The organism is Pelagicoccus mobilis, from assembly GCF_016595505.1.
GTDB classification, from domain to species: Bacteria; Verrucomicrobiota; Verrucomicrobiia; order Opitutales; family Opitutaceae; genus Pelagicoccus; species Pelagicoccus mobilis.
The window spans coordinates 124,812-149,403 of the sequence record NZ_JAENIL010000006.1; the positions used below are offsets into that span (position 1 = coordinate 124,812).

Annotated in this window: 10 protein-coding genes; 1 reads left to right on the forward strand and 9 read right to left on the reverse strand. The window is 52.5% G+C overall.

Translation table 11 applies throughout. The features are described 5' to 3' along the window. Nucleotides 1–70: 70 nt before the first annotated feature. On the reverse strand, nt 71–1,246 hold the full coding sequence (locus tag JIN87_RS04470; RefSeq protein ID WP_200354326.1) for a glycoside hydrolase family 172 protein: 1,176 nt from the start codon (nt 1,244–1,246) through the stop codon (nt 71–73). 200 nt (nt 1,247–1,446) lie between these two features. Here JIN87_RS04470 and JIN87_RS04475 point away from each other — a divergent pair, with 200 nt between their 5' ends. Then, nucleotides 1,447–2,415 (forward strand): acetylxylan esterase, encoded by a 969-nt coding sequence (locus JIN87_RS04475; RefSeq protein WP_200354327.1) that lies wholly within the window; start codon nt 1,447–1,449, stop codon nt 2,413–2,415. Here the strand turns inward: JIN87_RS04475 and JIN87_RS04480 are convergent. From JIN87_RS04480 to JIN87_RS04515, 8 genes are all read right to left on the reverse strand, one after another. Then, on the reverse strand, nt 2,412–4,148 hold the full coding sequence (locus JIN87_RS04480) for a sodium:solute symporter family protein (protein ID WP_200354328.1): 1,737 nt from the start codon (nt 4,146–4,148) through the stop codon (nt 2,412–2,414). The two genes, JIN87_RS04475 and JIN87_RS04480, sit on opposite strands and share 4 nt — an antisense overlap. 45 nt (nt 4,149–4,193) lie before the next feature. Then, nucleotides 4,194–5,297, reverse strand: a complete 1,104-nt coding sequence (locus tag JIN87_RS04485) for a glycoside hydrolase family 5 protein (RefSeq protein WP_200354329.1) — start codon at nt 5,295–5,297, stop codon at nt 4,194–4,196. A 211-nt stretch (nt 5,298–5,508) separates the two neighbouring features. Beyond that, nucleotides 5,509–7,662, reverse strand: coding sequence for a TonB-dependent siderophore receptor (locus JIN87_RS04490; protein ID WP_200354330.1), 2,154 nt, complete (start codon nt 7,660–7,662; stop codon nt 5,509–5,511). A gap of 316 nt (nt 7,663–7,978) precedes the next feature. Continuing rightward, the gene (locus tag JIN87_RS28880) at nt 7,979–8,179 is read right to left on the reverse strand and encodes an L-rhamnose mutarotase (protein WP_200354331.1); all 201 of its coding nucleotides are present in this window, start codon (nt 8,177–8,179) and stop codon (nt 7,979–7,981) included. Nucleotides 8,180–8,222: 43 nt separating this feature from the next. After that, nucleotides 8,223–14,969 (reverse strand): immunoglobulin-like domain-containing protein, encoded by a 6,747-nt coding sequence (locus JIN87_RS04500; RefSeq protein WP_200354332.1) that lies wholly within the window; start codon nt 14,967–14,969, stop codon nt 8,223–8,225. A 255-nt stretch (nt 14,970–15,224) separates the two neighbouring features. Then, nucleotides 15,225–20,354 (reverse strand): immunoglobulin-like domain-containing protein, encoded by a 5,130-nt coding sequence (locus tag JIN87_RS04505; RefSeq protein WP_200354333.1) that lies wholly within the window; start codon nt 20,352–20,354, stop codon nt 15,225–15,227. A 267-nt stretch (nt 20,355–20,621) separates the two neighbouring features. Beyond that, nucleotides 20,622–22,664 (reverse strand): alpha-L-fucosidase, encoded by a 2,043-nt coding sequence (locus JIN87_RS04510; protein ID WP_200354334.1) that lies wholly within the window; start codon nt 22,662–22,664, stop codon nt 20,622–20,624. Further along, complete coding sequence (locus JIN87_RS04515; protein ID WP_200354335.1) at nt 22,661–24,592, reverse strand: right-handed parallel beta-helix repeat-containing protein; 1,932 nt, start codon at nt 24,590–24,592, stop codon at nt 22,661–22,663. The genes JIN87_RS04510 and JIN87_RS04515 overlap by 4 nt, the downstream gene beginning before the upstream one ends.

Below are 24,592 nucleotides of genomic sequence, written 5' to 3' on the forward strand. Positions count from 1 at the left end.
GCCAACCGCCCACGCGGTGTACAAGTCTAATGGCTCTTCTTTCACTCACTAACATGAGGTCTCTGATCATCTAATCGACTTCTAGATCGTCTCGACCAGGCAGTGGGGGAAAGGCTACAGTCGGCAGACACTGGTACCAAAACGCAACCGACGAAATGTCATCCTGCAAATGCTTGAAGCGGCGATCTCTAGTCCAGCCTAAAGCCTGAATCGTAACCTTTATGTCCTCCTCAAAGCGTATCGGATCCTTCACGTGCCAACGGTACAGGCTGAAACGCGTATTCGCCTGGTACAAACCGTCCGGACGCTCCACATACGGCATTCCCGCATACGGTGTACAAAATTCCTGATACCGTTTTCGAGCTCGATTCTCGAAATTGTAGGAGCCGCAATAATAGTCCTCAGCCCCTGTTCCGCATATTGTTGGAAAACCCGTTGAGCCACCCACGACCTTGCCTTCCGACACTTCCGGATCCGCATCGCCATCGAGGTAGAATTTAATCTCCCCCTCGCCCCACCATCGATTGCTGTTTACCTGCCATGCCTGATAAGTCCCGACGTAGTGACCTCGTCCGACAACGCCATCCAGTATCGTGTAAACGTCACCTTTCGGAACAGGATTCGTGCGTCGAAACTGGGCATGGAAGTAGGCCGCATCCTCAGGAACCTCGGTCAAGACGTAGTCGATTTGATAAAACAAGTTCATCGACTCGCCATCTAAGTTCTCAATAGTCACCCGACATGACTCGCGAAAAGGCATCTCCCAGTAGCAATTGAACGCGTTCCCCGGATTTACGCACACCGCTGAAGAAGTCACTTGAGCAAAGACGGGATCCCTCGACTCGTCGCCCCAATTCACCGTATAGGCGCTTGCGAAGAAGTCGCCGATCGGGCATTCTATCGACGGCGTGTCCTGGCCATCCCAATACACTCTCAATATCGTGCACCGATTCGTTCCGGTAGGAGTCATCCAGATATGCTGTATCGCCCCGGGACCTTCAATGGACGCGATTTCCAAAACTTCACCCGCTTCGATTTTCACGTACGGACGTGCCTTCCACCCTTGCCCCAACTCTCTTGCAGGGCTGGCGTCATCGCCCGTCGCTTCCAGATCAGGAAAAGCGCGGCCTCCTCCGCTTTTGCTCCCATCCGGATTCTCAGGAGAAATCGAGCGACTCCTTGCGGAGGACAATCGCCAAAGATTTCCGAGGTCGACATTCAGGCCATTAAACGGGAGTTCACTCATAGCCAAAGAATGGGCCAAGCACCACTACCATTGCTGCCATTAATAGCGTTTCCCTAGTAAAACGGGTCCACTTTATTCTCTCGTTTAACGTGTCCAGTGAATGAAGTGAGACTCCTCAATTGAATCGTACGAATTTCACGCTCAACTTTGACAGTACAGCTAAGCAACCCGTTTGGGTTCAATCTAAGAACAGTCGAACAATGCCTTCCTCCATCCTAGAAGATATCCCCTTTGCCCCAAATTGCGTTCTCCCTGCCAATACCGAGAGCGAACTCCCTCGCCTACTGCAAGTATCGCATGCGAGAGAGCCCGAAGACTTCGAAAGCTTTTGGAAAGAAACCTACCAACAAGCTCTGCAAGTAGACCCCAAACCTGCCCTCTCGCCGTCCAATCACAAACTCGAAGGCTTCGATACCTTCAATCTCACCTACACTTCCTATCAGGGAGCATCCATCAAGGGCTGGCTCGCCATTCCCACCGCCCACCCAATCCGACGCGGACTCGTTATTACTCACGGATATGGAGGGCGCGAACGCCCCGACACCATTCCCCTGCTCCCGGATGCGGCAATGATCTTCCCTTGCCTACGCGAGTTGCCCATCTCCGTTCCCGAAATGAGCCTGGAACCTTGCCATCACGTTTTGAGAGGCATCGAGAGCCGAGGCACCTACATTCACCGGGGCTGCGTGGCCGACGTCTGGGTCGCTGTCACCGCGCTCGTTCAACTTGCGCCTCAGTCGGAAGGTCGTATCGATTATGTGGGCACATCTTTCGGCGGAGGCATCGGAGCGCTCGCCCTCCCATGGGACGACAGACTTCAAAGCGGCGTGCTAGGAGTCCCGAGCTTCGGGAACAATCCTGTTCGGCTCGCAATCCCCTGCGGTGGCAGCGGAGCCTTTGTTCAAAAATACGTTCATGACCATCCGGAAGCGCTCGAAGTGCTCGCTTATTACGACTCAAGTGTCTCGGCGACCTATACTAAAAAACCGGTCCTAGTCGAGTGCGCTTTGAAGGATGAAGTCGTCCCTCCGGAAAGCCAGTTTTCCGTATTCAACTCCCTCAAGGGACCTCGACAGCTTTTCCTCCGCCAACGGAGCCATTGCGAGTATCCAGATCTTGAGCGCGAGAACAAGAGTTTGCTCGGGGCAATCCGCGAGTTCTTCGCCTAGGACTTCCCCCGCTTTCCTTTGGCAAGCCAAAGCAGCAGGCAACCGACCGCCATCACGAAGCCTGAAACGAACAGCACGTTCAAGCGTCCGCTCGTTTCATTCGGCACCAACAACAGCAGGAGGATAAAGCCTCCCCCAACGACTGAAACGTTCCCCATCATGCGATACTGGGAATAGTCTCGATTCTCTCCAACTTCCTGCTGATAGTCGATCGGCGTCTTCATCTTAACGAAAAAAGCCTCTATCCGATTCTTATAGTCGTCGCTGCTCCATGAATACATGAGACGGCTGATCACCGCCCCAATGGATCCCGCAACGATCACTCCAAGGATCCGATCGTGATAGCTCCACGGCGAATCAAAGAAAGCACCTGCGATTTGCGACCAAATCGGCGGCAACAACGAACACCCCATAATGAAGAAGAAGGACCAACGGGGAAGCTTCTTAACGAACATTCCAAAAAACAAGGGCATTCCGATAGGCAGGCCAATGATCGAGGAGACGATCAGAAATACGTCAAACAACTCCAAGCCCGGATACAGTGACAACGCAAGCGCTACGCCAATGATGATGCAACCAAGGCAGACAGTCACGAGCTTACAGGCAAGCATCGTCCCTCTTTCTCCTAACTCTGGCCATCCGCAACGTCTCCACAATGCTGGAAAGAAGTTTCGCACAATCGTTCCAGTCATTCCATTGAGCCCAGAATCCATGCTACTCATGGTCGCCGCGAACATCGCCACCATCAAAATCCCCAGTAGCCCATTCGGCAGGAGCTTCATCGCGATAACCGCGTAAGCGGATTCCGAAGGGGTCTTTAACGCCATCCCTGCGACTTCGTCCGCATACAAAAAGCGGGCAACAATCGGGGGAATGAAAAAGACGACGATATTGAACAATCCCGCGAATACCGTAAACCAAGCAGCCTTCTTCGCCTCGCGACCATCCTTAACGGAAAGGTAGCGTCCAGCATAACTAAGGCTAACAACGCTCATCGTCATCGAAAGAAAGACCGCGACGATCCAACGCCAGCCAAAACGGTCGCCCGAGAATTGTCCAGGGTCCTTCACGAACTTGAAATCAGCCGCGATATCGGGAGCGCTAAAATAGGAAGTAAAGCCCTCCCAGCCGCCGACTGCCTTCCACGATAGCCAGGCCACCAAGATGCTGATCGGAATCAGGATCAAGCCTTGAAAGAAATCCGTCGCCATCACAGCCCATCTGCCCCCAAAGGTGGAATAGGTCATCACCACGATACCAATCACCACAATGGTCGGCATCACCGGCACTCCAAAAACCGAGCTGCAAAAAATGGCCAGTCCAAGCAGCATCACGCCCCCAGATATCGGATACAGAAAAATCCCGACGATCACCGAGAAGTGTTCCACTTCCGGTCCAAAACGCTCTCGGTATAAATCAGCCACCGTCAAAGCTCTCGTCTGACGACACCATGCCGCCAGAAACAGGCCGCAAATCACTCCGCCCACTACGCTTCCCAAATAGACGACAACAGGTGTGTACCCCGCTTGAAAAGCGGCGCCCGCATTGCCCACGAACGTGTTCGTGCTCACGCTCGCCATCATGATGGACATACCGACCATCCACCAGGTCCCCTGGCCTCCTCCTCTCACATAGTCGCTGAGGTTCCGGTTGAATCGGGCGAACACGAAACCGATGCCAAGCAGGAAAGTTAAGTAAATGCCAATCGTGAGGTATTCCAGACTATGATCCATAGCGTTCAAAACTGTATTTATCCATAAACTACTGACGCAACGTTCCTATCCATTTTTTAGAAGCTCAAGCATTCGCCGATCCAAACGCATCCCCTTGAAATCCTCGTATGCCACGTCTTTGCGTTCGCTATCGAGCACTCCAAAAGGACCTCTCAATTCCCATAGAGCCCATCCCAACTCCGCTTCGCGAAACGAATCCAAGGCACCTGACAACCATTCTAAGGAGACCCCATGCGGCGTCTCGTTAAATACTCCAAATTCTCCCACATGAACACGGCCACTCACTCGTTGCTCATCTGCCCAAACTCGCATTCGACGGCGAAAACGCGCCGCATCCCACACGCTGGCATTAGATTCGTCAGGAATTGAAAACTCAGTTCCCGAGCCATAAAACAGGTCGGCGAATTTCGCACGTGCTTCCCAATCCTCATCCGTATCCGGATTCCAAGGCCAATCCGGAGCTTCACTCGTCCAATCGATCTCGATAAAAGGAGCTCTCCAGTGGGTAACAGCGAGTGGCGAGTACAAGTGGGCGCTTTGCCATACAAATGGGTCGTCAATCCGACCGACAGGCAGGCTTCCCCAAGCCCCGCCTTCCACTAGAACAACTCGTTCCGGACTCACCTCCCGGATCACCGCCAAAGCCTGCTCGTAGACTCTCCGCCATTCCGCTAAACTCACGAAGCGAGAGCTTCCTGGTGCATGGAAGGCTGGCTCGTTTAGGAGATCGAAGCTCACTCCGTCACCAACATCTTGATACCTCTCAGCAAAGTGACGCCAGTGATAGCAAAAAGCTTCCAGGGCTTCATCGTCAGTCCACAGGCAAAAAGGTTCCTCTACGGACCTGTTCACCGAGTAGCCCGGGGCACGATGAAAATTAAGACTCACATGGATTCCATATTCCTGCCCCCATGCGACAGCCTGATCGATTTCCTTTAGACACCCTTCGTCCAACGCCGTCCAATTCTCAGGACTCGACCAACAATGATAGCTCATGGGCAAGCGGACAAAGTCGAAGCCCCACTCCGCCATCAATTCGAAGTCTTCCTCGCGAAACGGATCGTTCCGCAAGGTCGCGTTGAACTTTTCCTGCAAATTGAAGCCTCGAGCTCTCGCTCTCCCTGAAAGCCTATTTCCCGTATGATTCATGAGCTAATTTAAAGATTATGGGAGCATTCCACTTCTTGTCCAACGCGACGAACTACACGCAACTGAACGCGTCCACCTCGCACAGGAAAGCAGAACGGTACGACAAACCTAGTTCTGGTATCCTGACTTCTACTACGCATTGACTAGAAGGAAAAAGAACCCCGCCCGAAGGCGGGGTTCGTAAGTTGAATTCAAATATCTGAGCTACTTCCTAAAATTCCCACTCGGTAGAGAAGATAAAGTTACGCTCACGACCGTAAGTAAACGCATCTCTGAAGTGAATTTCATCAAATATATTGTTCACTTTGAGACGGAATGAAAGCCCCTTCTCTTCCGGATTTGGATCATAGGCAAACGACAGATCCGAAACCGTATACGCGTCATGATGGAGCGTATTGACTGTTTGCTCCATTGGACGCTCTCCCACGTATCGAATGCCGCCGCCGAAGCTGAAGCCTGCCAGGTTCCCGTCTGAGAACTCTTTCTTGATCCACAGCGAGCCCTGGTTCTTAGCTACGTCTGCACGGCGCAAGCCTTCAAGGCTTGGATTCTGTGGATTGTCCTTGAGTTTCGGATCCGCATTGGCATAGGCGAAAATCAAGCTGACGCCGTTACCCAGCACTGCTGTCACGTCGACCTCGAAGCCTTTCGACTCCTCGACACCAGACTGAGCCCAACCTTGCAAGGCATTGCCATCATCGTCAAAAATCACGTTACCGTTGGAGTCGGTCGCGGAAACGAACTGCAGGATGTTGGTTCGTTGGATATCGAACAATGAGAAGGTGGCCCACCAGTTTCCATCTGGAGACTGATACTTGATCCCGAGGTCAAGGCCTTCACCCACTTGAGGGCTAGGAAGGAAAGTATCGCCAAACGGATCGGTTCGCGACCCACCTTGCGGCAGGAAGGACTCACTGTAGCTAAGAAATATGCTTGTTGTTTCAGACGCATCGAAGATGACGCCCGCTTGAGGCGAAGTCTGGCTATCACCAGTAGTCGTTCCACCGGCCGGACGGGTCTCGTATTCATCGTAGCGTAGACCCAGCAAAGCATTCAATCGGCCGCCCATCATCTCTAGCTGGTTAACGGTGTAGGCTGATTTATTGTACGTAGGAACGTCATACGAATAACGGCTGAAGTAGTCGTCCGGGAAGCTAGGTCCAGGTGAACGGTCCCAATTTTCCCAATCCAGCAGGCTCGCCGATGGATTGTTCTGACGCCAGGCACCACCGGTCGCATTCCACGCGCTGTATTCAGCTCCAACAAGAGTCGAGAGACTGATTCCCTCGCTTAGCTGCCCCTTGTAGTTCAGATCCCACTGAGCGAACAATTCGTCATTCTGATCCATGACCAAGTCGACGCGACGGCTAACCATCGAAACGCTATCCCAGATATAGCCAGAACCAGTAACTCGATTCTCCTTCTCGCGCTCCGTATTGCTCAAAGCAATACGCGTATTCCAATTGTCGTTAAAACGATGCAGGAACTCGCCTCCAAAGACCGTCAATTGCTCATCATAGTAGTCATCCGCATTGCGAATATTGAAGAACAGTGGTAAATCTGTGTACAAGCCCACCCCCGGGATAAAGGGCTGATTGCCACGAATGCCATTCACGTTCTTCTCGGAGAACTCGTATTCGAGAATGAACGTTGAATTCTCGCTCGGATAAAAAGCAAAAACGGGATTAACCACATTCTTTGCGATCAGTTCATCCGCGTAACTGGTCCCTTCCTCGCCGAAAGCGCCCGAAACGCGAAACCCTACTTTCTCGCCTAGAGGATTGTTGACGTCAAATTGAACGCGCTTCAAGTCGTCGGATCCAAAACGGAAATCGACGCTTCCCCCCTTCTCCGAAAACGGACGTTTCGTAAGATAGTTGACGACTCCACCCGGCTCGATTTGCCCGTAAAGCAAGGAAGCTGGCCCCTTGATCACCTCGACGCGATCCACCGTGGCCGTATCGACAAAACGTAGACGACGAACGCCGTTACGTACAGTGTAGGAGGTAGGAAGTCCGCGTATCGAAAAGTTGGAGTTGTCTCCATCGAACGATCCGCCCGTGATGCCACTCTTCACGTTAGAAGAGTAGAGGACAACATCATGCAAATCGTTGGCCACGGTGTCTTCGATAAACTCCTTGGTCACGATGTTCATCGCCATGGGAAGATCTTTCAGGCTGACATTAGTGCGTGTTGCGCCGATAGATTTAACACCGACATATCCGCGATCGCTTGAAGCATCTACGACAAAGGGTGAGAGCTCATATACGTCTTCGTTTTCTTCCGCTACAAGACTCGAAGGGGCTAAAAGCATCTGCAGAGCGAGGCCAGCAGCTGCTGTTGAGGTATATTTTAGATATTTCATTTCAGGATAGTTTGTAATCTCCGGGGTTCAAATACGCGAAGTGCATCGCGACTCCTACCTTCATCTTCCCCCTCGATTCCCTCAAACCTACTGTCTTGTAAACTAGTCAAACGCCTTACGTTTACGACACCTCGCATCACTATTTTACGTTCACTCGGTCCAACCGGCATAAAACCTAAATGCGACGATTGCTAACCTCTTGAAAAGCACGAAAGCTTAGCCCTAGCCTCAATCGGACGAATTCCAAAGCAATCGTACGATTTAAAAACCATGAAGTGACAAACAAGTGAGTCTCCCTAAGTGCCCAACAATGTAGTCACAGCTCAAATACTTTTCGCAATGCTACCGTACATGGGCTATCGTCCTGATTGACCTCCATCAATGGGGCCATGAACTTCCACCACCGCTTGCACACTTCTGTCCGGGCAATCGATTCCCTCGCTTCGATATGTTCAATCTCCGCAATAGCGAACAAGGTGCCATCCGCTTCATCCAGGAAAATAGAATAGGAACGCATCGCATGTCCCCAAACATGCGATGCGAGAGCTCACGGATCACCCCTACTCTACGCGATCCGTGAGGAACAAATTGTCGATAGAGACCTTAACTTCGCTCTTTTTATCGAACCGTATCCGGAATCCACTCACAATTACGCCCTTAGTATGCTCCCAGTCCACATTGTCCAAGACGAGAGCTTCGTCTATCCAAAGCGAACTCGATCCATCGCCGAGCTCGTAGCGTTGTCCATCAGGAGCTATATATTCAATGAGCGCGCCGCTGTTGTTCACGACCCACGACAAAGTAAATTCGCTGCCATCCGCTGAAAAAGCAGGGCTCTTGTAATCGCCAATTTTGAACAGGAATTCGCCACCATCGCCCGGCCGAACTTCAAACGAATCGGAGACCGAGTCTGCTAAAAGAGCTAGGTAGTCTTTGAGCTCTCGAAAGATATTCACGATCTGTGAGAAAGACGATTCGCGGCCGCCCACTGAAAAGATTGGTCTTTCGATTTCGCCAATCTTGAAAGGCAATCTGCAACTCGCGACCGATTGAACTGCTAGCGACTCAAAAACCGAATCAGTGTCACCCATTTTACTGTAGTCCCCTACGGCATCCCAATCTCCCAACTCTATAGAGAACAAGGTAGATCCACTTCTTGCGTTCGGGTTCTCAATGGATAGATCCATACTCAGCCAGATTATCGGTAGGTTCTCCGCCAACTTGGTCACCCTCGCGAGCCCGGCTCCTGCATTCGATCCCCCAGAGTTCGCTCTCTCGATCTTGAGAGCTCCTTGGTCCAGATACCACGTTCCTCCCTTAATTTCGCTACTAATATCATCCAGAATGTCGATACCCGGATTAGGAGAATGATAGTCGTCTACCTCTGCCGAGCTCTCGAAATCCTGCATAAACAAACCGGCGTCGTAGACCAAAACCATCCGGTATTGGGTCGGTGCCCTATTGCCCGCAGCGTCTTCAACGTCGTATTGGCGCACATAGACTCCAATCTCGTCGGGATCAAAGGGATCCCCGCTCCAAGAGGCAACCACAGACGCGCTCAGATCTCCGTCCTTCTCGTCGTAGGCGGAGTATCCTGGCTCCACATACACTTCACCCAGCGGGGTGCTCATATCCCCTCCGAATAGCGTCAACACGGGAGGATCGACGTCCGGAGGATCCAGCACGTACACTGTACGACGCACCGGAATTGCTGCGTTCCCAGACGAGTCGGAGACCTCGTAAAGACGCGTGTAAGATCCTGGAGAAAGTGGATCGAACGCATCGCCTTCCCAACTTGCGATAACCGACGCCGTCAGGTCGCCATCCGCATTGTCGAAAGCCGAAAAGCCCAACTCCAAATAGGGACTTCCAAACGGAAGCTCCAAACTCCCTCCGATCAACGTTAACAAAGGAGCAATATTGTCCACCACTGTGACGGTGCGATACCCCGGCTCTGCCGAATTCCCAGACGAGTCTGTGACATCGTACCGCAATTGGTATACGCCCACCTGATTTGCATCAAAGCTCTGGCCAATCCAAGTGGCCACAACCTCGCCAGTAAGATCCCCATCGACATTGTCAGTGGCAATGTACCCAGGCTCCATATACGGACTTCCAAATTCGAGCGCCAGGTCGGAACCGAGCAGGCCAATCACGGGAGCGACATTGTCGAATACCTCGACGGTACGATACACAGATTTAGCAGCAAGTCCGTCGCTATCGTACACGTCATAGCGAAGTTGATACACGCCCACGCTATCGGCGTCATAGTTGTGTCCAACCCAAACGGACAGTACCGAGGAGCTTATGTCTCCATCTTCCGCATCCCAGGCTTCTACCCCGGGCTCGAAAAATGCCTCGCCGGACGGCAAAACAAGGTCGCCACCGACAAGACTCAACTCCGGCGGAGTTTTCGCCTGAGGCAGTTCGCCACTCAGAGAGATCGCATCGAACGAGGCCGTCATCGCATAAGTCGATTCCAGGCGCACACGGAAATCCCGGAACACTTCGGAACGGAAGGTTCCATGCGGAGCCCCCTTGATCGCAAGCGAGTCGTCCATCCAAATGTCGCTCGTGTTTGCCCCGAGAACTTGAGGACTTCCATCGGGTCCCACATAATTAAGCTCCTCCGCGTTCCGATTGAATACCCACCTGAAGGTCTTCATGGAACCATCTGCATCGAACGCGGGAGAATTTCGCCCTTCAAGCCGAACAAGGAATCGACCTTCTCCACTGCCCTTCACTTCCATGCGTTCGAAGATGCTATCATAGGACCCTCCACTGCTGTAGTCGGACACGCCGCTCCAATCTCCCAATTCAATGTAGAACAAACGACTGTAGGTCGGAGTCACGTTCTCCAAACTCATTTCCATGCTAAACACCCCAACTCTGAGGTCATCGGACAAGTCTGATATGCGAGCAAAACCTGCGTCGTTGTCCGCGCTGGAAGAGCCCGGCTTTTCGATGTGCAGAGCGCCATTCTGAACCACCCATTCGCCCGCTTCCGCTTCCGAGGAAACGTCGTCTAACAAATGAGCTTCGCCCGTCGCTGTTTGATAGTCCAACACATTAGTTGAGTCAGCAAACCCTTGGAAAAAGAATGCCCTATCAAAAACGCGCACCGCTCGGAAAACGGGGGTTGCCGGGTTGCCCGCAGCATCCGCAACATCGTAACGCAACACATAAGTGCCTAGGGTATCCGCGTTTAGCTCGGGTCCAACCCAGCTCGTGACAACAGAGTCGGTCAAATCCCCATCCAAGTTGTCAGTAGCAACGTATCCCGGCTCTTGATACAGTCCTCCTTGAGGCAAATTCACCAAACCACCGGAAATAATAATCTCGGGAGCCACATCATCAGGAATGTACTTGACTGTCACTTTTCGAATCGCCGGAACCGCTTCATTTCCTGCCATATCACTTACCGTGTATTCGAGGAAATAGTCAGCCTCCACGTTGACATTCAAAACGCTTCCAAGCCAGGAAGCACTGACCGCGTCGCTCAGGTCTCCGTCAATGTTGTCCAAGGCGCTGTAGCCTGGCTCCTCAAAGCTTCCGCCCAAGGGCACAAACAGATCGCCACCAACCAAACTGATGACGGGAGCCTCAATGTCTTCCACCTGCTCTACCGTCACCGTACGATAAACCGATGCCGCAGCATTTCCTGAAGCGTCTGTCACATCGTAGCGCCGCAGGTAATCGCCCGCCACGCTGCTATCGAGCGTTAGACCTTCCCAACTCTCAATAACATCGGCGCTTATATCGCCGTCTACGTTGTCCAACGCCGTGTATCCTGGCTCTATGTACGATCCACCCTGCTCGATCGACACGTTCCCACCAACCAGGCTAATGGTTGGAGGAACATTGTCGTAAACTGTAATGGTACGAACAACGCTCGCCGCCGCATACCCATCGCTATCAGTCACATCGTACTGCTTTTCATAGATGCCTACGACTGACTCATCCAAAGGTGCTCCGATCCAGCTTCCCACCACAGATGCAGTCAAATCCCCGTCTTCAGGATCGTATGCGCTGTAGCCAGGATCCACATACACTTGACCGATAGGGAGCAAAACATCGCCACCCACCAAGTTAATCTCAGGGATCCCGGTAGTGGCGGAAAGCTCAGCCTTCACCGAGATTGAGTCAAACCCTGCCGTGAATGCGAAATTCGACGACAAGCGCACGCGAAAGTCTCTAATCACCGTTCCCGAAAAAGTACCATAGACCGCTCCGTCGATAGCCAAATTCGTATCGATCCATACATCGCTTTCACCGGATTCCAACAAGTGCGTATCTCCGTCCAATCCGAGGTAGGTAAACTCGGAATCAGTGTTGTTTAGGATCCACTTAAGCGTCTGCTTCTTTCCATTGGCCGCAAATGGCTCGGACAAAATCCCAGCGAGCTTGATCGCATACGCATCCGTCCCATTTCCTTTTACCTCCACCCTCTGGTAGATACTCGAATAGGCGCCACCGCTTCCATAGTCGGACACGGAACTCCAATTGCCCAACTCGATTTCGTAGAGCGTCGACCAAGTAGCAGGCACATTCGCCAAAGAGATATCCATGCTGAAGACCGCAGGACTAACATTCGTGTCCAGATCCGTAATACGCGCAAATCCGGCATCGTTGTCGGAACTGGTCGAACCAGTACGCTCGATCACCAACCCGTCGTCGACCAAGCTCCACGAGCCAGCAGTCGCTTCAGAGCCGATATCGTCAAATTGGTTACTATCTGCTGGGCTCGCCCAGTAGCTATTAACATCGGCAAACGCCTCAAACGGCTGATAGAAAAGTCCCGCATCGTAAACGTTCACAACCCGCAATGCGATCGTCTCGTTTCCTGCCGCATCTGTCGCAGAATAGCTTCTCGCATAGCTTCCAGGAACTGACGCGTCAAACACAGGTCCGCTCCAATCTTCCACCACTTCCGCCGTTAAGTCGCCATCGAAGTCATCAACAGCGGAGAAACCAGGCTCTACAAACGACTCCCCAAGAGAAAGGCTGATCGCCCCATCTACCAAAGCGATAACAGGTGCGGTCGTATCAACAGCGTCAGGATCGTAGACTTCGATCGTTCTAAAGGCAGGACTCGCTTCATTGCCCCAAGTATCACTCACATCGTAACGCCGCACGTAGATCCCAACAGTATTCACATCGAGAGCAACACCCTCCCAGCTTTCTACAACCTGACCGGTAACATCTCCATCGACATCGTCGGTCGCGACGTATCCTGGCTCGGAATACGATCCACCCAGTGGCACCTGCACGCCTCCCTCTAACAAGCTAATTTCAGGCGGCGTGCTATCTACGCTTGCTGGATCGTAGACATTTACGACTCGATATTCAGTGGTAGCATTCCCAGACGAATCGCTCACTTCGTACTTACGCTGATAGCTTCCGACAATACTGCTATCGAAAGCAGGGCCTTCCCAGCTTTCTACAACCGATCCGGTGAGATCCCCTTCTTCCAAGTCGATAGCCGTGTAACCCGGCTCCACGAAGGCAAAGCCCTCCTCGATGTTCATCGGGTTGCTGCCCACCAGCGTAATGAACGGAGCGGTGATGTCGATAGACCCCTGCTCGACATGATTGTAGGTCGTTCCGATTCCGCGCAGGTCGTAGGTCGTATCCGCAACAATTCGAATGTCAAACGGAGGCAGCCCACGAGTGCCCCAGACCATCTGCTGCCAAAGAGTAGGCGCATCTAGCGGTCCATTCGTTCCATCTGCAGTGTGTTCTTGGATACATTCGAAAAACAGCGTATTGCCTAGTTCGTCGTGGGTAATGACGATTTCCCCGACCGGATAAGTAATCGGAGTTCCATTCTCCTTCGACACACTGCCATAGGATCCTGTCTTATCCATGTTTTCGTAGGTCTCATAGTAGATCGCCACGCGACCAGGATCGAATGCAGGCCCGAAGCCGAGGTCCTGAAACGCAACGTCTTCCGCCGCCTGCGCAACATTTCCTACATCGGAAATCACGTTTGGCCCGGCCCCATTCCCCCATTCAATGAAAGGTAGTTGCGGGTTCGATACAGGATAGACATTATTCTCTAGCGCGATAGGCGATTGCGGATTATCGATACGCATCCATCCATTAAAGGTCGGAGGAGTCACCCAAATATCGTCTGTCGACGGATGAGAAATCGGGCCGTAGATATTATCGCGCCAGGTGTAGGGAATCTCAGCAACCGCAGGCCAAACAAAGCCAATCCAGGCTTCTCCATAGCCCCAGTAGTTGTTCTCAACTACAATGCCCTTGCTGGGGTCGGGAATGAAACGTCCCTCTTCGGAAGTTAGGTATCGAGGTCCCACCATTGCAGCCCCAACAAACCCTAAGTAAAGGTTTTTCCGTATCGTCACATCGCCCGCTAAGTGGGAAAACTGATGAGCATTGTCGTGATAAGCAGCCTGGAATGGCGCGCGGTAGTCGCGTCCCGCTCCGATAATCACATTGTTTTCGATCAAAGAGCCAGGCGCCAGCTTGTCTGTCTGGAGCCCTTCGCCTCCAGGGAAGGCGACGATGTTGTTTCTCAAAGTCAACAAGGTCGCATCGCGTCCGACACCCGTTCCTGTAGAATAGCCGATGTAGAAGCCTTCTCCAGTTGTCATACCCGAAAAGGTATCATGCACATTAACGACTACCGTGCGGGGTGTTGGCGGGTTGTCGTCCTTGATGTTGAACGCGGCAAAGCCTCCGCCCCAGGCAGCAACGTATTCGATTTCCAAATTCAGATTGCGCAAGCAGCGGACGATATTCCCCAAGCCCGTTCCAGAACGGGTTCCCGACCATCTGAAATCTCCCCAAATTCCATAACGCTCGTAATAGTCGCCGCTAGAGAAAGCCCGCCCCTCGTCGTGTCCAAGGTAGGAAGGGTGTCCCGTCTGGGCGACAGGATCGTATTTACCAGTAATTTTAACATAGTCGAATCCGGTTATCTGCATTCCCCGATTTGAATCATCGATATCTCCGAATCGCACCTGCCCTCCGAAGTTCGTGATCACCGTTGGCTGATCCTCCGTACCCTGGCAATTCGTACCATCGATTCGGATACGACCGTAATCACCCGCAAAAATTAGGATCTTCCCACCCACGGGAAGGGCAATCTCATCCGGGAAAAAGTACGCAAGCGGCTCCGGGAAGATGAGAAAATCTCCCTCATTCACATTATGCCAATAGGCGGCATCTTCTGCCGTCGCATTCCGGCTTGTCACGATATCCGGCACCGCATGCGCGGTGATCGCGCAAACAGAGAATAAGAGTCCAACGAGGAAAAGGAAGGGCGAGCGAATCATATTCATTCGAGGTGTTCGGGGTTAAAAGGGTGAGTAGATCGCGAACGATCCGAGGGCTACGCTCGCAGAGAGCGAAGCAACTTCATCTGTATGCCCTCCAGCCTTCTCGTCTCAAAACCCGAGACCATTGTACAAGTCCAATCGCGTTTTCTAAAACGACTCCCCCTCTACTTAAAAGTCCCGAGCCTATCGGATACTTAAATACGAAAAGGCGTGACGGAAAACAATCCGCCACGCCCGTCAAATTTCCTACCTAAAGCTCTAAAGTTGGTCCGTTAGTTCAATGGAATCGAACCTCACGGTTATTGCGTCTCCGCCGACTAGCCGCACACGGAAATCTCCAGTCAAAGAGCCGCCATAGGATCCAACCGACACGTCGTCAAACGCCAGACTCCCATTGATCCAGATGTCATTCGCACCCGCTGCAAGCGTATTGCTGGAACTATCGGGACCCGTGTAATTCACGGAACTTGCAGAATCGTTCAACGCAATGAACAACTGTACAGTCACGCCTGCCCCCGCTGCAACGTTCGCGGAAGAAACGCCATTCTGCTCGAGGCGAACCAATTCAGTACCGCCTCCCTTGACGACGATTCTTTCAACGAGGTCACCATAGGCACCACCAGAGGAATAGTCGCTGACTGAACTCCAACTACCGATGTCGAGATAGAACAAAGGCCCCCAGTTGGAACTCACTCCCTCAACTTCTAAATCCATCATTAGGACAGCAGCCCCGCCTCCGGAGAGCAGATCCGTCACACGGGCAAATCCCGCATCATTATCCGGATCCGAAGAACTAGTGGACACTCGAGCAATGGTCAGAGAACCATTGGAGATCGTCCAACTACCCCCGTTCGATTCAGCGCTGATATCGTCAAACTCGTCCAATTGAGCCGGAGAGGAAACATAGTCTCCCACAACCGTCGATCCTCCAAATGATTGAGTGAAAAGTGCCGATGACGCGACAATCACGCTTCGGTAGACAGTCTGGGCAGGGTTGCCCTGAGAGTCCGACACGTCATACTGTCTTTGATACACGCCTGAAAGGTTCACATCAAGGGGCGTACCATTCCAAGATTCTACCACTTGGGCAGTCACATCTCCATCAATGCTATCAATCGCTGTATATCCGGGCTCGATAAACGCTTCGCCAACGTCGAGGTAAACATCACCTCCAACCAGCGTGATCGTCGGCCCGAGCGAATCCTCGACCGTGATGCTTCGAGTCAACAGAGAGGAACCGTTACCAGAACTATCGAACGCTTGGTATTGCTTCAAATACGTTCCGGGCGTATTTACGTCTAGAGTTGCTCCAGACCACGACTCGACGACGGAATCGGACACATCGCCATCCTGAGGATCCGTAGCTACGTATCCCGGTTCTTGATATGCTTCACCAAGAGACAGATCGATATCGCCCCCGATCAGTGTCAGTACCGGCAACTTATCGACAATCGGCCCAGTACCGCTTGGGCCGGAACCATCCGTGAGTGTGACATCATCAAACAGAGCCGCAAACGCTTTTTGACTGCGGAAACGAATCCTAAAGTCACTAAGTTGAGTTCCGGTAAAAGCCGTGTAGTTCACATCGTCGAACACGAGATTCGTATCAACCCAAATATCGCTCGTTCCTGCAGCGATCGAGTAGATGTTACCATCGGGCCCTTCATACTGAACTGAGCTTGCCCCCGTATTATGAGTCCAACTCAAAACATGAGACAGTCCAGTTCCAGTCGCTATGTTCGCAGAGGTAGAGGAGCCATAGGTCAATCTGAAGCTATCCGTTCCACCGCCCCGAACTGTGAGTTGGTCATAGATATCTTGATACGACCCGCCTGAGTTGTAGTCGCCCAGACTCGACCAGGCCCCGAGATCTATGTAGTACAAAGGACTCCAATCTGAAACGACGCCTTCAAATCCTAGCGTTGCTCGGAAAGTCACTGGGTTCCCAGCCACCGGAAGGTCGGCCAATCTTGCCAGTCCAGCATCGTCGTCGTTGTCACCACTAGTGGTTGCTATCCTTTGAATCTTGAGCTTGCCACTCTCGATACTCCAAGTGCCTCCATTCGTTTCAGCTGAAATGTCATCAAACTGATTCGAGCCAGCGGGGGAGGAAACATATCCACTCACGCTACTACTAGATTCGAAGTCTTGGAAAAACAGGTGAGCGCTTCCTGCCGGCGTCGGCAGCAGATCGTCGTTAAGATAGATTCCATCCACAACGACTGTTACATCGTAAGTGTGCGCCAGTCTTAGTCGACAATCGCTAACCTGAGTTCCACTGTAGTTTCCATGCACGATCCCTCCAATTGCGAGATCGGTGTCCATCCAGATGTCGCTAGAGCCAGCAGCAAGCGAATAGCTTTCCCCATCCGGGCCCTGGTAGTCCAATGGATTCGCAGATGTGTTCAACACCCAACGAAAAGAACGCTTCGTACCATCTTCCGGATACGTTGGAGAATAGGTGGAGCCGTAACGGAATCGAAATCCAGTTCCTTGAACTCCCCTAATCTCCAAGCGCTCGTAGATATCCCCGTACGAACCACCGGAATTGTAGTCGGAAATCGACGACCAATCCCCCAACTCGAGATAAGCTACCTGTCCGGTCGTGCTTGGCACATTGCTCATCCCAAGGTCCATAGCGAACACCACTGGTCCAGAACCCGTAGAAATATCCGTGATACGAGCGAAGCCCGCGTCGGAATCAGGGTCCACACCTGCAAGCCGATCAATCCGAAGCGCCCCGCTATCGATGTACCAATTCCCTACTCCAGTCTCAGAGGAAATGTCGTCGAGCAAGTCTCCACTCGCCGGAGACCCCACATAAGAAGCGACATTTCCGCTGGATTCGAAGTCCTGAAAAAAGAGAGCATCCGTTGGGTAGACATTGATCACTCGGTAGGCAGTCCCGGAATTTCCTGCGGAATCAGTCGCAACGTACTTTCTCAAGTAAGTGCCTGCCGTGTTTATATCAAGAGCAGCGCCAGCCCAACTCGACACTACAGATGCAGTCACGTCGCTTCCATTCAAATCAAGCGCGGTATAGCCAGGCTCCGAATAAACGTCGCCCACAGATAAGCTAACCGACCCTTGATTCAGGAATACTACCGGTGCCGCACGTTGACTGGGGTCGTAGACCTCCACTAAACGCGTTTGCGTGATGGCAGGGTACCCATCGGAATCATTGACGTTATATTGAATCTGGTAAACGCCAGTCACATTAGGATCGAAAGCAGCTCCCACCCAGGTCGAGGAGACCTGGTCGGTCAAGTCGCCATCTTGCGGGTCCGAGGCAGCGTATCCAAGTTCCGTGTACGCAAACCCTAAGGGCACATCATAATCTCCCCCTACCAAACTGATGCTCGGAGCGACCGAAAGATCGTACACCTCGACTTCTCGAATCACGGTCGCGGCCGCGTTGCCAGCCGCATCCGTCACATTGTAAGCCCTCAAATAGAGTCCTATCGTGTTAGAATCAAACGCGCCTCCTGACCAGCTGGTGCCGACAGAAGAGGTCAGGTCGCCATCTACATTGTCTGCAGCCGTATAACCCGGTTCGACATAAGACTCTCCGAGCCGAACGTATAGCTTGCCACCCACTAGCTTAATCGCAGGTGGGGTAAGGTCCGGATCACTCGCGGATACGCCATTATAGGAAAGTCCCAGCCCCAAACCTTCATAGTGGCTTCCCACTGGCAACCGTACATCCAGCGGCGGCAAGGCCCGACCGTTCCAAGTCATTTGTTGCCAAAGTGTCGCCCCGGCAGGATCCAAGGGACCGTTCGGATTCTGCAAGTCGACGGTGTGTTCTTGGATACATTCGTAAAATAGTGTGTCACCAGAGTTGTTGTAAACGATTACGATCTCGCCTACCGGGTAAGTAACCGGGGTTCCATTCGGCTGTGGTATTTGATAAAGCGTTTCCATACCGACATCGTCCGTATTTTCGTAGGTGTGCTCGTAAATACCGACCGTCTGCGGATCGAAGTTCGCTCCGAATCCTAAGTTTTCGAAAGTAACGTCCACCACCGTTTGTGCCGTGTTTCCGTAATACAGAGACGGGTCCAAGGTGATAATGGGAGATCCCTCCTGCGACAAATCTCTAATCGTCACAAAGGGAAGCTCTGGAGAGAACTTGTTGTTCTCGAACAGGAAAGGCAGCGGTTCTCCAAGCGAATGAATCAGCATCCACTCGTCGTGAATTTTTGGGACGATAAAGGTATCATCCGTTGAGGGGTAGGCCAAGGGGCCATAGGTATTCTCGGACCAGATGAGCGGCGTAATCCCGTTGGAGGGCCAAACGAAACCTATGGTACCCTCTCCATGCCCCCAGTAGTTGTTTTCAATTACAACCGGATCCGGATCATTCTGATCTATGATGAAACGACCCTCCTCAGATCCAACCAAGCGGGGTCCCACCATCGCGTTTCCGACAAATCCATAATAGACGTTGTCTCGAATAGTGACGCCACCCGCAACATGCGAAAACTGGTGAGCATTGTCATGGTACGCTTTCTGAAAAGGGGCCCGGTAGTCTCGTCCTGATCCGACAATAATGTTGTTTTCAATGAGGCTTCCAGGCGCCAACTTGTCAGTCTGCAATCCATCTCCGCCAGGAAACATGACTATGTTGTTACGGAGCGTTAACTGAGGCGTGTCTCGGCCTGCAGCGGAGCCTGAAGAGTAGCCCACATAGAATCCCTCGCCATTGCTAAAGCCGCTAAAGGTGTCATGCACATTCAGAAAGACAGTCTTCGCTAAAGCTGGACTATCCTCCTTGAGATTGAAGCAAGCGAAGCCCCCGCCCCAAGCGGCAATGTAGTCGATCTCTAAGTACAAATTTCCATAGCCGCGAACAATATTCCCTAAGCCATTGCCTCCTCTCTTTCCAGACCATCGGAAGTCACCCCAGATCCCATACTTTTCATAGTAGTCGCCACTTGAGAACGCACGCCCTTCGTCATGTCCCTTGAAGGAAACATGACCCGTTTGATTTTCCGGGTCGTACTTTCCGGTCAATCGCGCGGAGAAAAATCCATCCAAATGGATCCCTTTCTTGTCGCCAATATTCGCATCGCCGACCCGCACTTGACCACCGAAGTTGGTGATGATCGTCGGCTGCCCCTCTGTAGCCTGACAGCCCGCTCCATCAAGCGAGATTCTATCATATGTCCCTGCATAGATCAGGATCTTCGAGCCCAACGACAGGGAGGGAGAGAAGGTCGGATAAGGTTTCGGATCATTTGCAACTCCATCAGGAAAGAGCAGATAATCTCCTACATTCACATTGTGCCAATAATTTGCGTCCTCGTAGGTTGCGTAACGGATCGTCGAGGTATCCGGGGTACTTTGAGCATCGACCTGATGCAAAGCGCAAAATAGTGCCATCATAGCGGGCACGAAACATCTTAACGTCATGGGTTGAGGCAGTTCAGGATTAACGAACAGTATTCGCCAAACGGAGTTTCCCGCCGCGAATTGCGCTCATATAACACCAACTAAACCAGAAAGCGCTCAACTGACTCAACTTGTGAACAAGTCAAACGGACATGAACATTACTTGCGCATCAGGATGCCAACTAAGCTCATCTCGAAATATTAGAATATCCAATTTCCCCGAACACTCCTATCGGATCAGCGCAGTTGAAGGAATTCCAATTAAGTCTCAAAAAAATCAGGCACTTCCAGCAGGAGTCGCCCTTTTGCAACCGGCAGAACAAAGCAGCTTTCATTTAGGCGATCCAAACTCGAATCAGCCCCGAACATCCTGACCTGTTCCACCGGCTGAGTGAAACGCAATTCCTCCCCAGCGAAGCTCATCCGTTCTTCAAGAACATCCAACTCTAACGATTTTCGGAGCGGGACATAGTGCAGCAAAGTGATGAGAAGATCGTTCCCTTTGCGACGAGTTACGCACTGCATGGTGGTAGGCAAGCCCGCGCCGACTGGCGGCTCCCCGACCACCCTATGCATAACCCTTAACAAAACATCGCGCAACGCGGTGTTCCCAACTTGTCGGTATTCCCTGAATACAGGATCTGAAAAATAAACAAACCCGGTCCCAGCTACGACCGCAGGATACTTACCCGAACGACGTACTGGAGGAGTTTGAAAATGAGAACTGAACTTGAGGTCGGTTCGGTTGAAATAGGGAAGCACGCGGTCGACGAGAACTTCAGTGTCCTCACCTGCGTTCACATTGACTCCTTGCGAGTACACAACCCGATCGCTCGAGGTCATCTCCGGCCAGAAGGAAGTGCGACAGCGCCAGTAAGTAGGAAACAACTCTCCCTCGCCTACGATATCCAAAGGCAGAAAATCCAACATCCACTTACCAGACGGGTCCCTACCTGCGTGATGACTGACGATTAGTTTCCCACCCGACTGATAGTAGCGCATTAGCTTCTGCCTCATCAACTCGGAAACGACCGTACAATCCGGCAGAACGATAAGATCTAAACCTTTGAAGCTGCTCTGACCATCCAACACCACGGCCTCGTAATGACTCTCCTCCAGCATCTGGACTGCGCCTTCATCGCTTCGCAAAGCATCGTCCGGATCTCGACCTGGATGCGATGCCGTGAGCACGCCGACCTGGAAGCAGGGCTCGCTGCCACTGTAAAACGGCTCGGCCTCAGCGCACTGTCGGTAGACGTCTCCGATCAAGCGGAGCGCTGCCTGATCGAGTTGCCCGCGAGGCGGCAATTGGTCGCCCACTGAATTTCCTCCGCCCAAAGCTTGCGTGCGAAAACACTCGTACTCCAAGGCAGCGGTTGGCTTTATTCCGCCAAAGTCTCCCCACATTCGCTGGAATCGCCCAGTCATACCAAGCCACGGTTTACCCCAGTGGGCGATGCTGCGTGCCGATCGCGGAAAATGGTAGTACCCCCAAAAACCAGAAGGCAATGACTCTACTTCGAAATGAGTCATATGTCGGTAGCGCACACGACTGCTGGCGGCGGTTTCTGTGCTTACCTCAAGCCCGGCATTGTAGAAGACGGTAGCGTTAGGGACCAGCTCTTGAGCTAAAGAACTGAACCGCCGACAAAAAGCCCGCTGAGCTTTGATTTCAAACCGTCGAAAGGCAGCCTCCCCATCACCTTCAAGCCCCCATCGATGACGCAGTTTCATAGCCGTATCCGAATAATGGGCATATTTTTTGTAAAACAATATATCGAAAAACAATCCATCAATTGGATACAAATCAACGAGCTCGCGCACGTGCGATTCTATATAGTCTTGGTATTCCGGATGACTCCAGTCCATGAATCGCCAACCACCGGGATGGGCTTCCTTGGTGTGGTCTGCATTGTGAGCCCTTGCGAAGGTGCCGTCGCGTAGCATCTGACGCCACGCGGGAAAACGATCCGCCACGTCCTCCTCCCAGGCTACTGTGGTGTAGATGGGGGCCTTGATACCCTTTCGATGCAACGCCTCTATCAGTTCGCCGAGCAGGTCACGCGAGCCGATTGCCGGATGGGATGTCCCTGTCTTCGTCGGGTAGTAGCACATGCCGTGATGGCACTTCGCGAAAACGGTGACACTGTCGACATAAGCTGCCTCGAACTGCTGAGCGATGTAATCTGCATCAAACTCCGACCCAACATCTGAGATATGGGGCGATGTATGAAAATCCAAGTGTACCTGCCGTTGTCGCAAGACAGTCGTTTCCTGCTCGTTTTTTTTCAAAGGTTTGTTCATCGAATCAAATCGTTCTCAAGGCCCGTGTAAGGGCGCGGCCATAATGGGAGGGGCAATATCTCCACTGCGAGTTCCCGCCACGGGCCAGGGCTCACCCTCTCGGGGTCGAGCGGCAATCCCAGATAGTCATAGTCTGTCCCCTCAACCCTCGGTCCTAGAACCTCTCCCAAGAGCTCCGGCTCCAGCATATCGAAGCGAAGCGCTCGAGCGGCAAGTTGAGCAGCTGGCTCTGGCCCCGCTCCCTTCAAAAAACTCGGCGGACTCTTGGATTTGATTCGCTCAATTCTGCTGTTCAAGTCCCATCCCGTGCTCTCATTCCAAGACTCCAAGGAGAAGCTCAAAACGTCGACGCCCTCCGGCAGGGCTGCGGTCGCGTGTCCACTGTTGGTATTGAGTCGGAAATCCAAGAACTCCTCGTTCTCCCACCAACCTCGCGTTCCCGTGAGGAAGAGATTGTAATCAGACCTGTTGTTGCTCGAACGCGGCGCTTCCGGCGGCATGGAGATAGTCCCTCCAAAGTTATCGATAAAAAGGTTGTTCTGAACAACATTGTTCGAGCACTCCACCGGTCGCCGACTTCCATCGGCTCCCTTGAACTTCCTCGCAGAAATTACATGCGAATAGACACCGTAGTGTGAGTTGGCATGGAGGAGGTTGTGGGCGATCGTGACTCCCGAGGCATCGTGAGTGTAGATTCCAGCTCCCCGAGAAAACCCAACGATGTTGTGGTCGATCAGCACGGGACCGAATCCCAACTCAACGAAAATGCCCATTTCCTCGTTGTTAAGGATCAGGTTCTGAGTTACCCGTGCGCCTGCAAATCCATTATCAAGCCAGATACCAGCGCAGTCGCTGTCACGCACCAGGTTACCCCTGATTTCGCCGTTCACAAAGTCATGCACTTTTATGCCTCCCCACTCGAAGGCCGTATTGCCCATCAAATTGATCCGCTCGATGACGTTGCCTATAATCCGCGTTTCATGCGATCCGAGCCCCATTATTCCGGTGCTGCCACAATCGTGGATATGGTTACCCTGGATCAGATGTCGGCCGAGGTATTCCGGCGTAGGCTGGTCCCCTTCAGTGTCCCATCCCCCTTCATTGCCAATATCGATACCAATCGAGGCGGCATGGCGGACGACGTTGTGCTCAATGATCCAGTGGTGGCCACTGCGCGTACCAATAGCTCCAGTTTGAGGATGGTTATTGCCAACTTCACGCGGAAACCAAAACCGCAACGGGAACTGATTGGCCGCCCTGTCGAAAACAAACCCGCGTACTGTGATGTAACCAAGGCCTCTTCTATGCGGAGCGAATAGGCGATCTCTCACAGTCAATTCAATAAAAGGGTCTTGGGCAATATCCACTCCAACAGGCAAATGCATATATAGGCGCATTTCGGAACGGTCGATCCACCACGTACCGCGCCGCGACTCCATCGTTTGGCGACTTGGCATTTCATCAAGCAAGGCTCCACGAACCGCTACCTGTCCCAAGGAACGCCCTTCCCTGCGGAGGTACGGCTCGCTAAACTGTTCGAAATAGCCAAGACGATCGTCTTCCAAAATAGCGCTCACCAAACCCGGCTGGCCAGGTTCGACCCGCCACTGCGGTCTCCAAACATCCGCTCCAGTTACAACTACCCGCTCGCCTTTGGCAGCTTCATAGACGATCCTGCGCTCCGCAGTCCCACCACGGGCAGGCGCCACGCGTTCTCGGTAAACGCCTCCGAACACCCTTACCGTGTCACCAGGTTGGGCAAGCAACGCGGCGCGGGAGATGGTTCGGAAGGGCTCTTCGATAGTCCCTGAGCCCTCGTCGTTCGCAGCCGGATCCCCGGCCGCGACTACCCATACTCTTCCATCGCCGAAAAGCGACAGAGTCGCGACCAGACTGGACCAAAGGAATAAAAATGAAAAGAAACGCAT

What these genes read in the sequence shown, in the direction of transcription:
- JIN87_RS04510 (WP_200354334.1), bottom strand. Translation starts at nt 22,664, where the DNA reads ATGAACAAACCTTTGAAAAAAAACGAGCAGGAAACGACTGTCTTGCGA.
- JIN87_RS04470 (WP_200354326.1), bottom strand. Translation starts at nt 1,246, where the DNA reads ATGAGTGAACTCCCGTTTAATGGCCTGAATGTCGACCTCGGAAATCTT.
- JIN87_RS04505 (WP_200354333.1), bottom strand. Translation starts at nt 20,354, where the DNA reads ATGATGGCACTATTTTGCGCTTTGCATCAGGTCGATGCTCAAAGTACC.
- JIN87_RS04485 (WP_200354329.1), bottom strand. Translation starts at nt 5,297, where the DNA reads ATGAATCATACGGGAAATAGGCTTTCAGGGAGAGCGAGAGCTCGAGGC.
- JIN87_RS04500 (WP_200354332.1), bottom strand. Translation starts at nt 14,969, where the DNA reads ATGAATATGATTCGCTCGCCCTTCCTTTTCCTCGTTGGACTCTTATTC.
- JIN87_RS28880 (WP_200354331.1), bottom strand. Translation starts at nt 8,179, where the DNA reads ATGCGTTCCTATTCTATTTTCCTGGATGAAGCGGATGGCACCTTGTTC.
- JIN87_RS04480 (WP_200354328.1), bottom strand. Translation starts at nt 4,148, where the DNA reads ATGGATCATAGTCTGGAATACCTCACGATTGGCATTTACTTAACTTTC.
- JIN87_RS04515 (WP_200354335.1), bottom strand. Translation starts at nt 24,592, where the DNA reads ATGCGTTTCTTTTCATTTTTATTCCTTTGGTCCAGTCTGGTCGCGACT.
- JIN87_RS04490 (WP_200354330.1), bottom strand. Translation starts at nt 7,662, where the DNA reads ATGAAATATCTAAAATATACCTCAACAGCAGCTGCTGGCCTCGCTCTG.
- JIN87_RS04475 (WP_200354327.1), top strand. Translation starts at nt 1,447, where the DNA reads ATGCCTTCCTCCATCCTAGAAGATATCCCCTTTGCCCCAAATTGCGTT.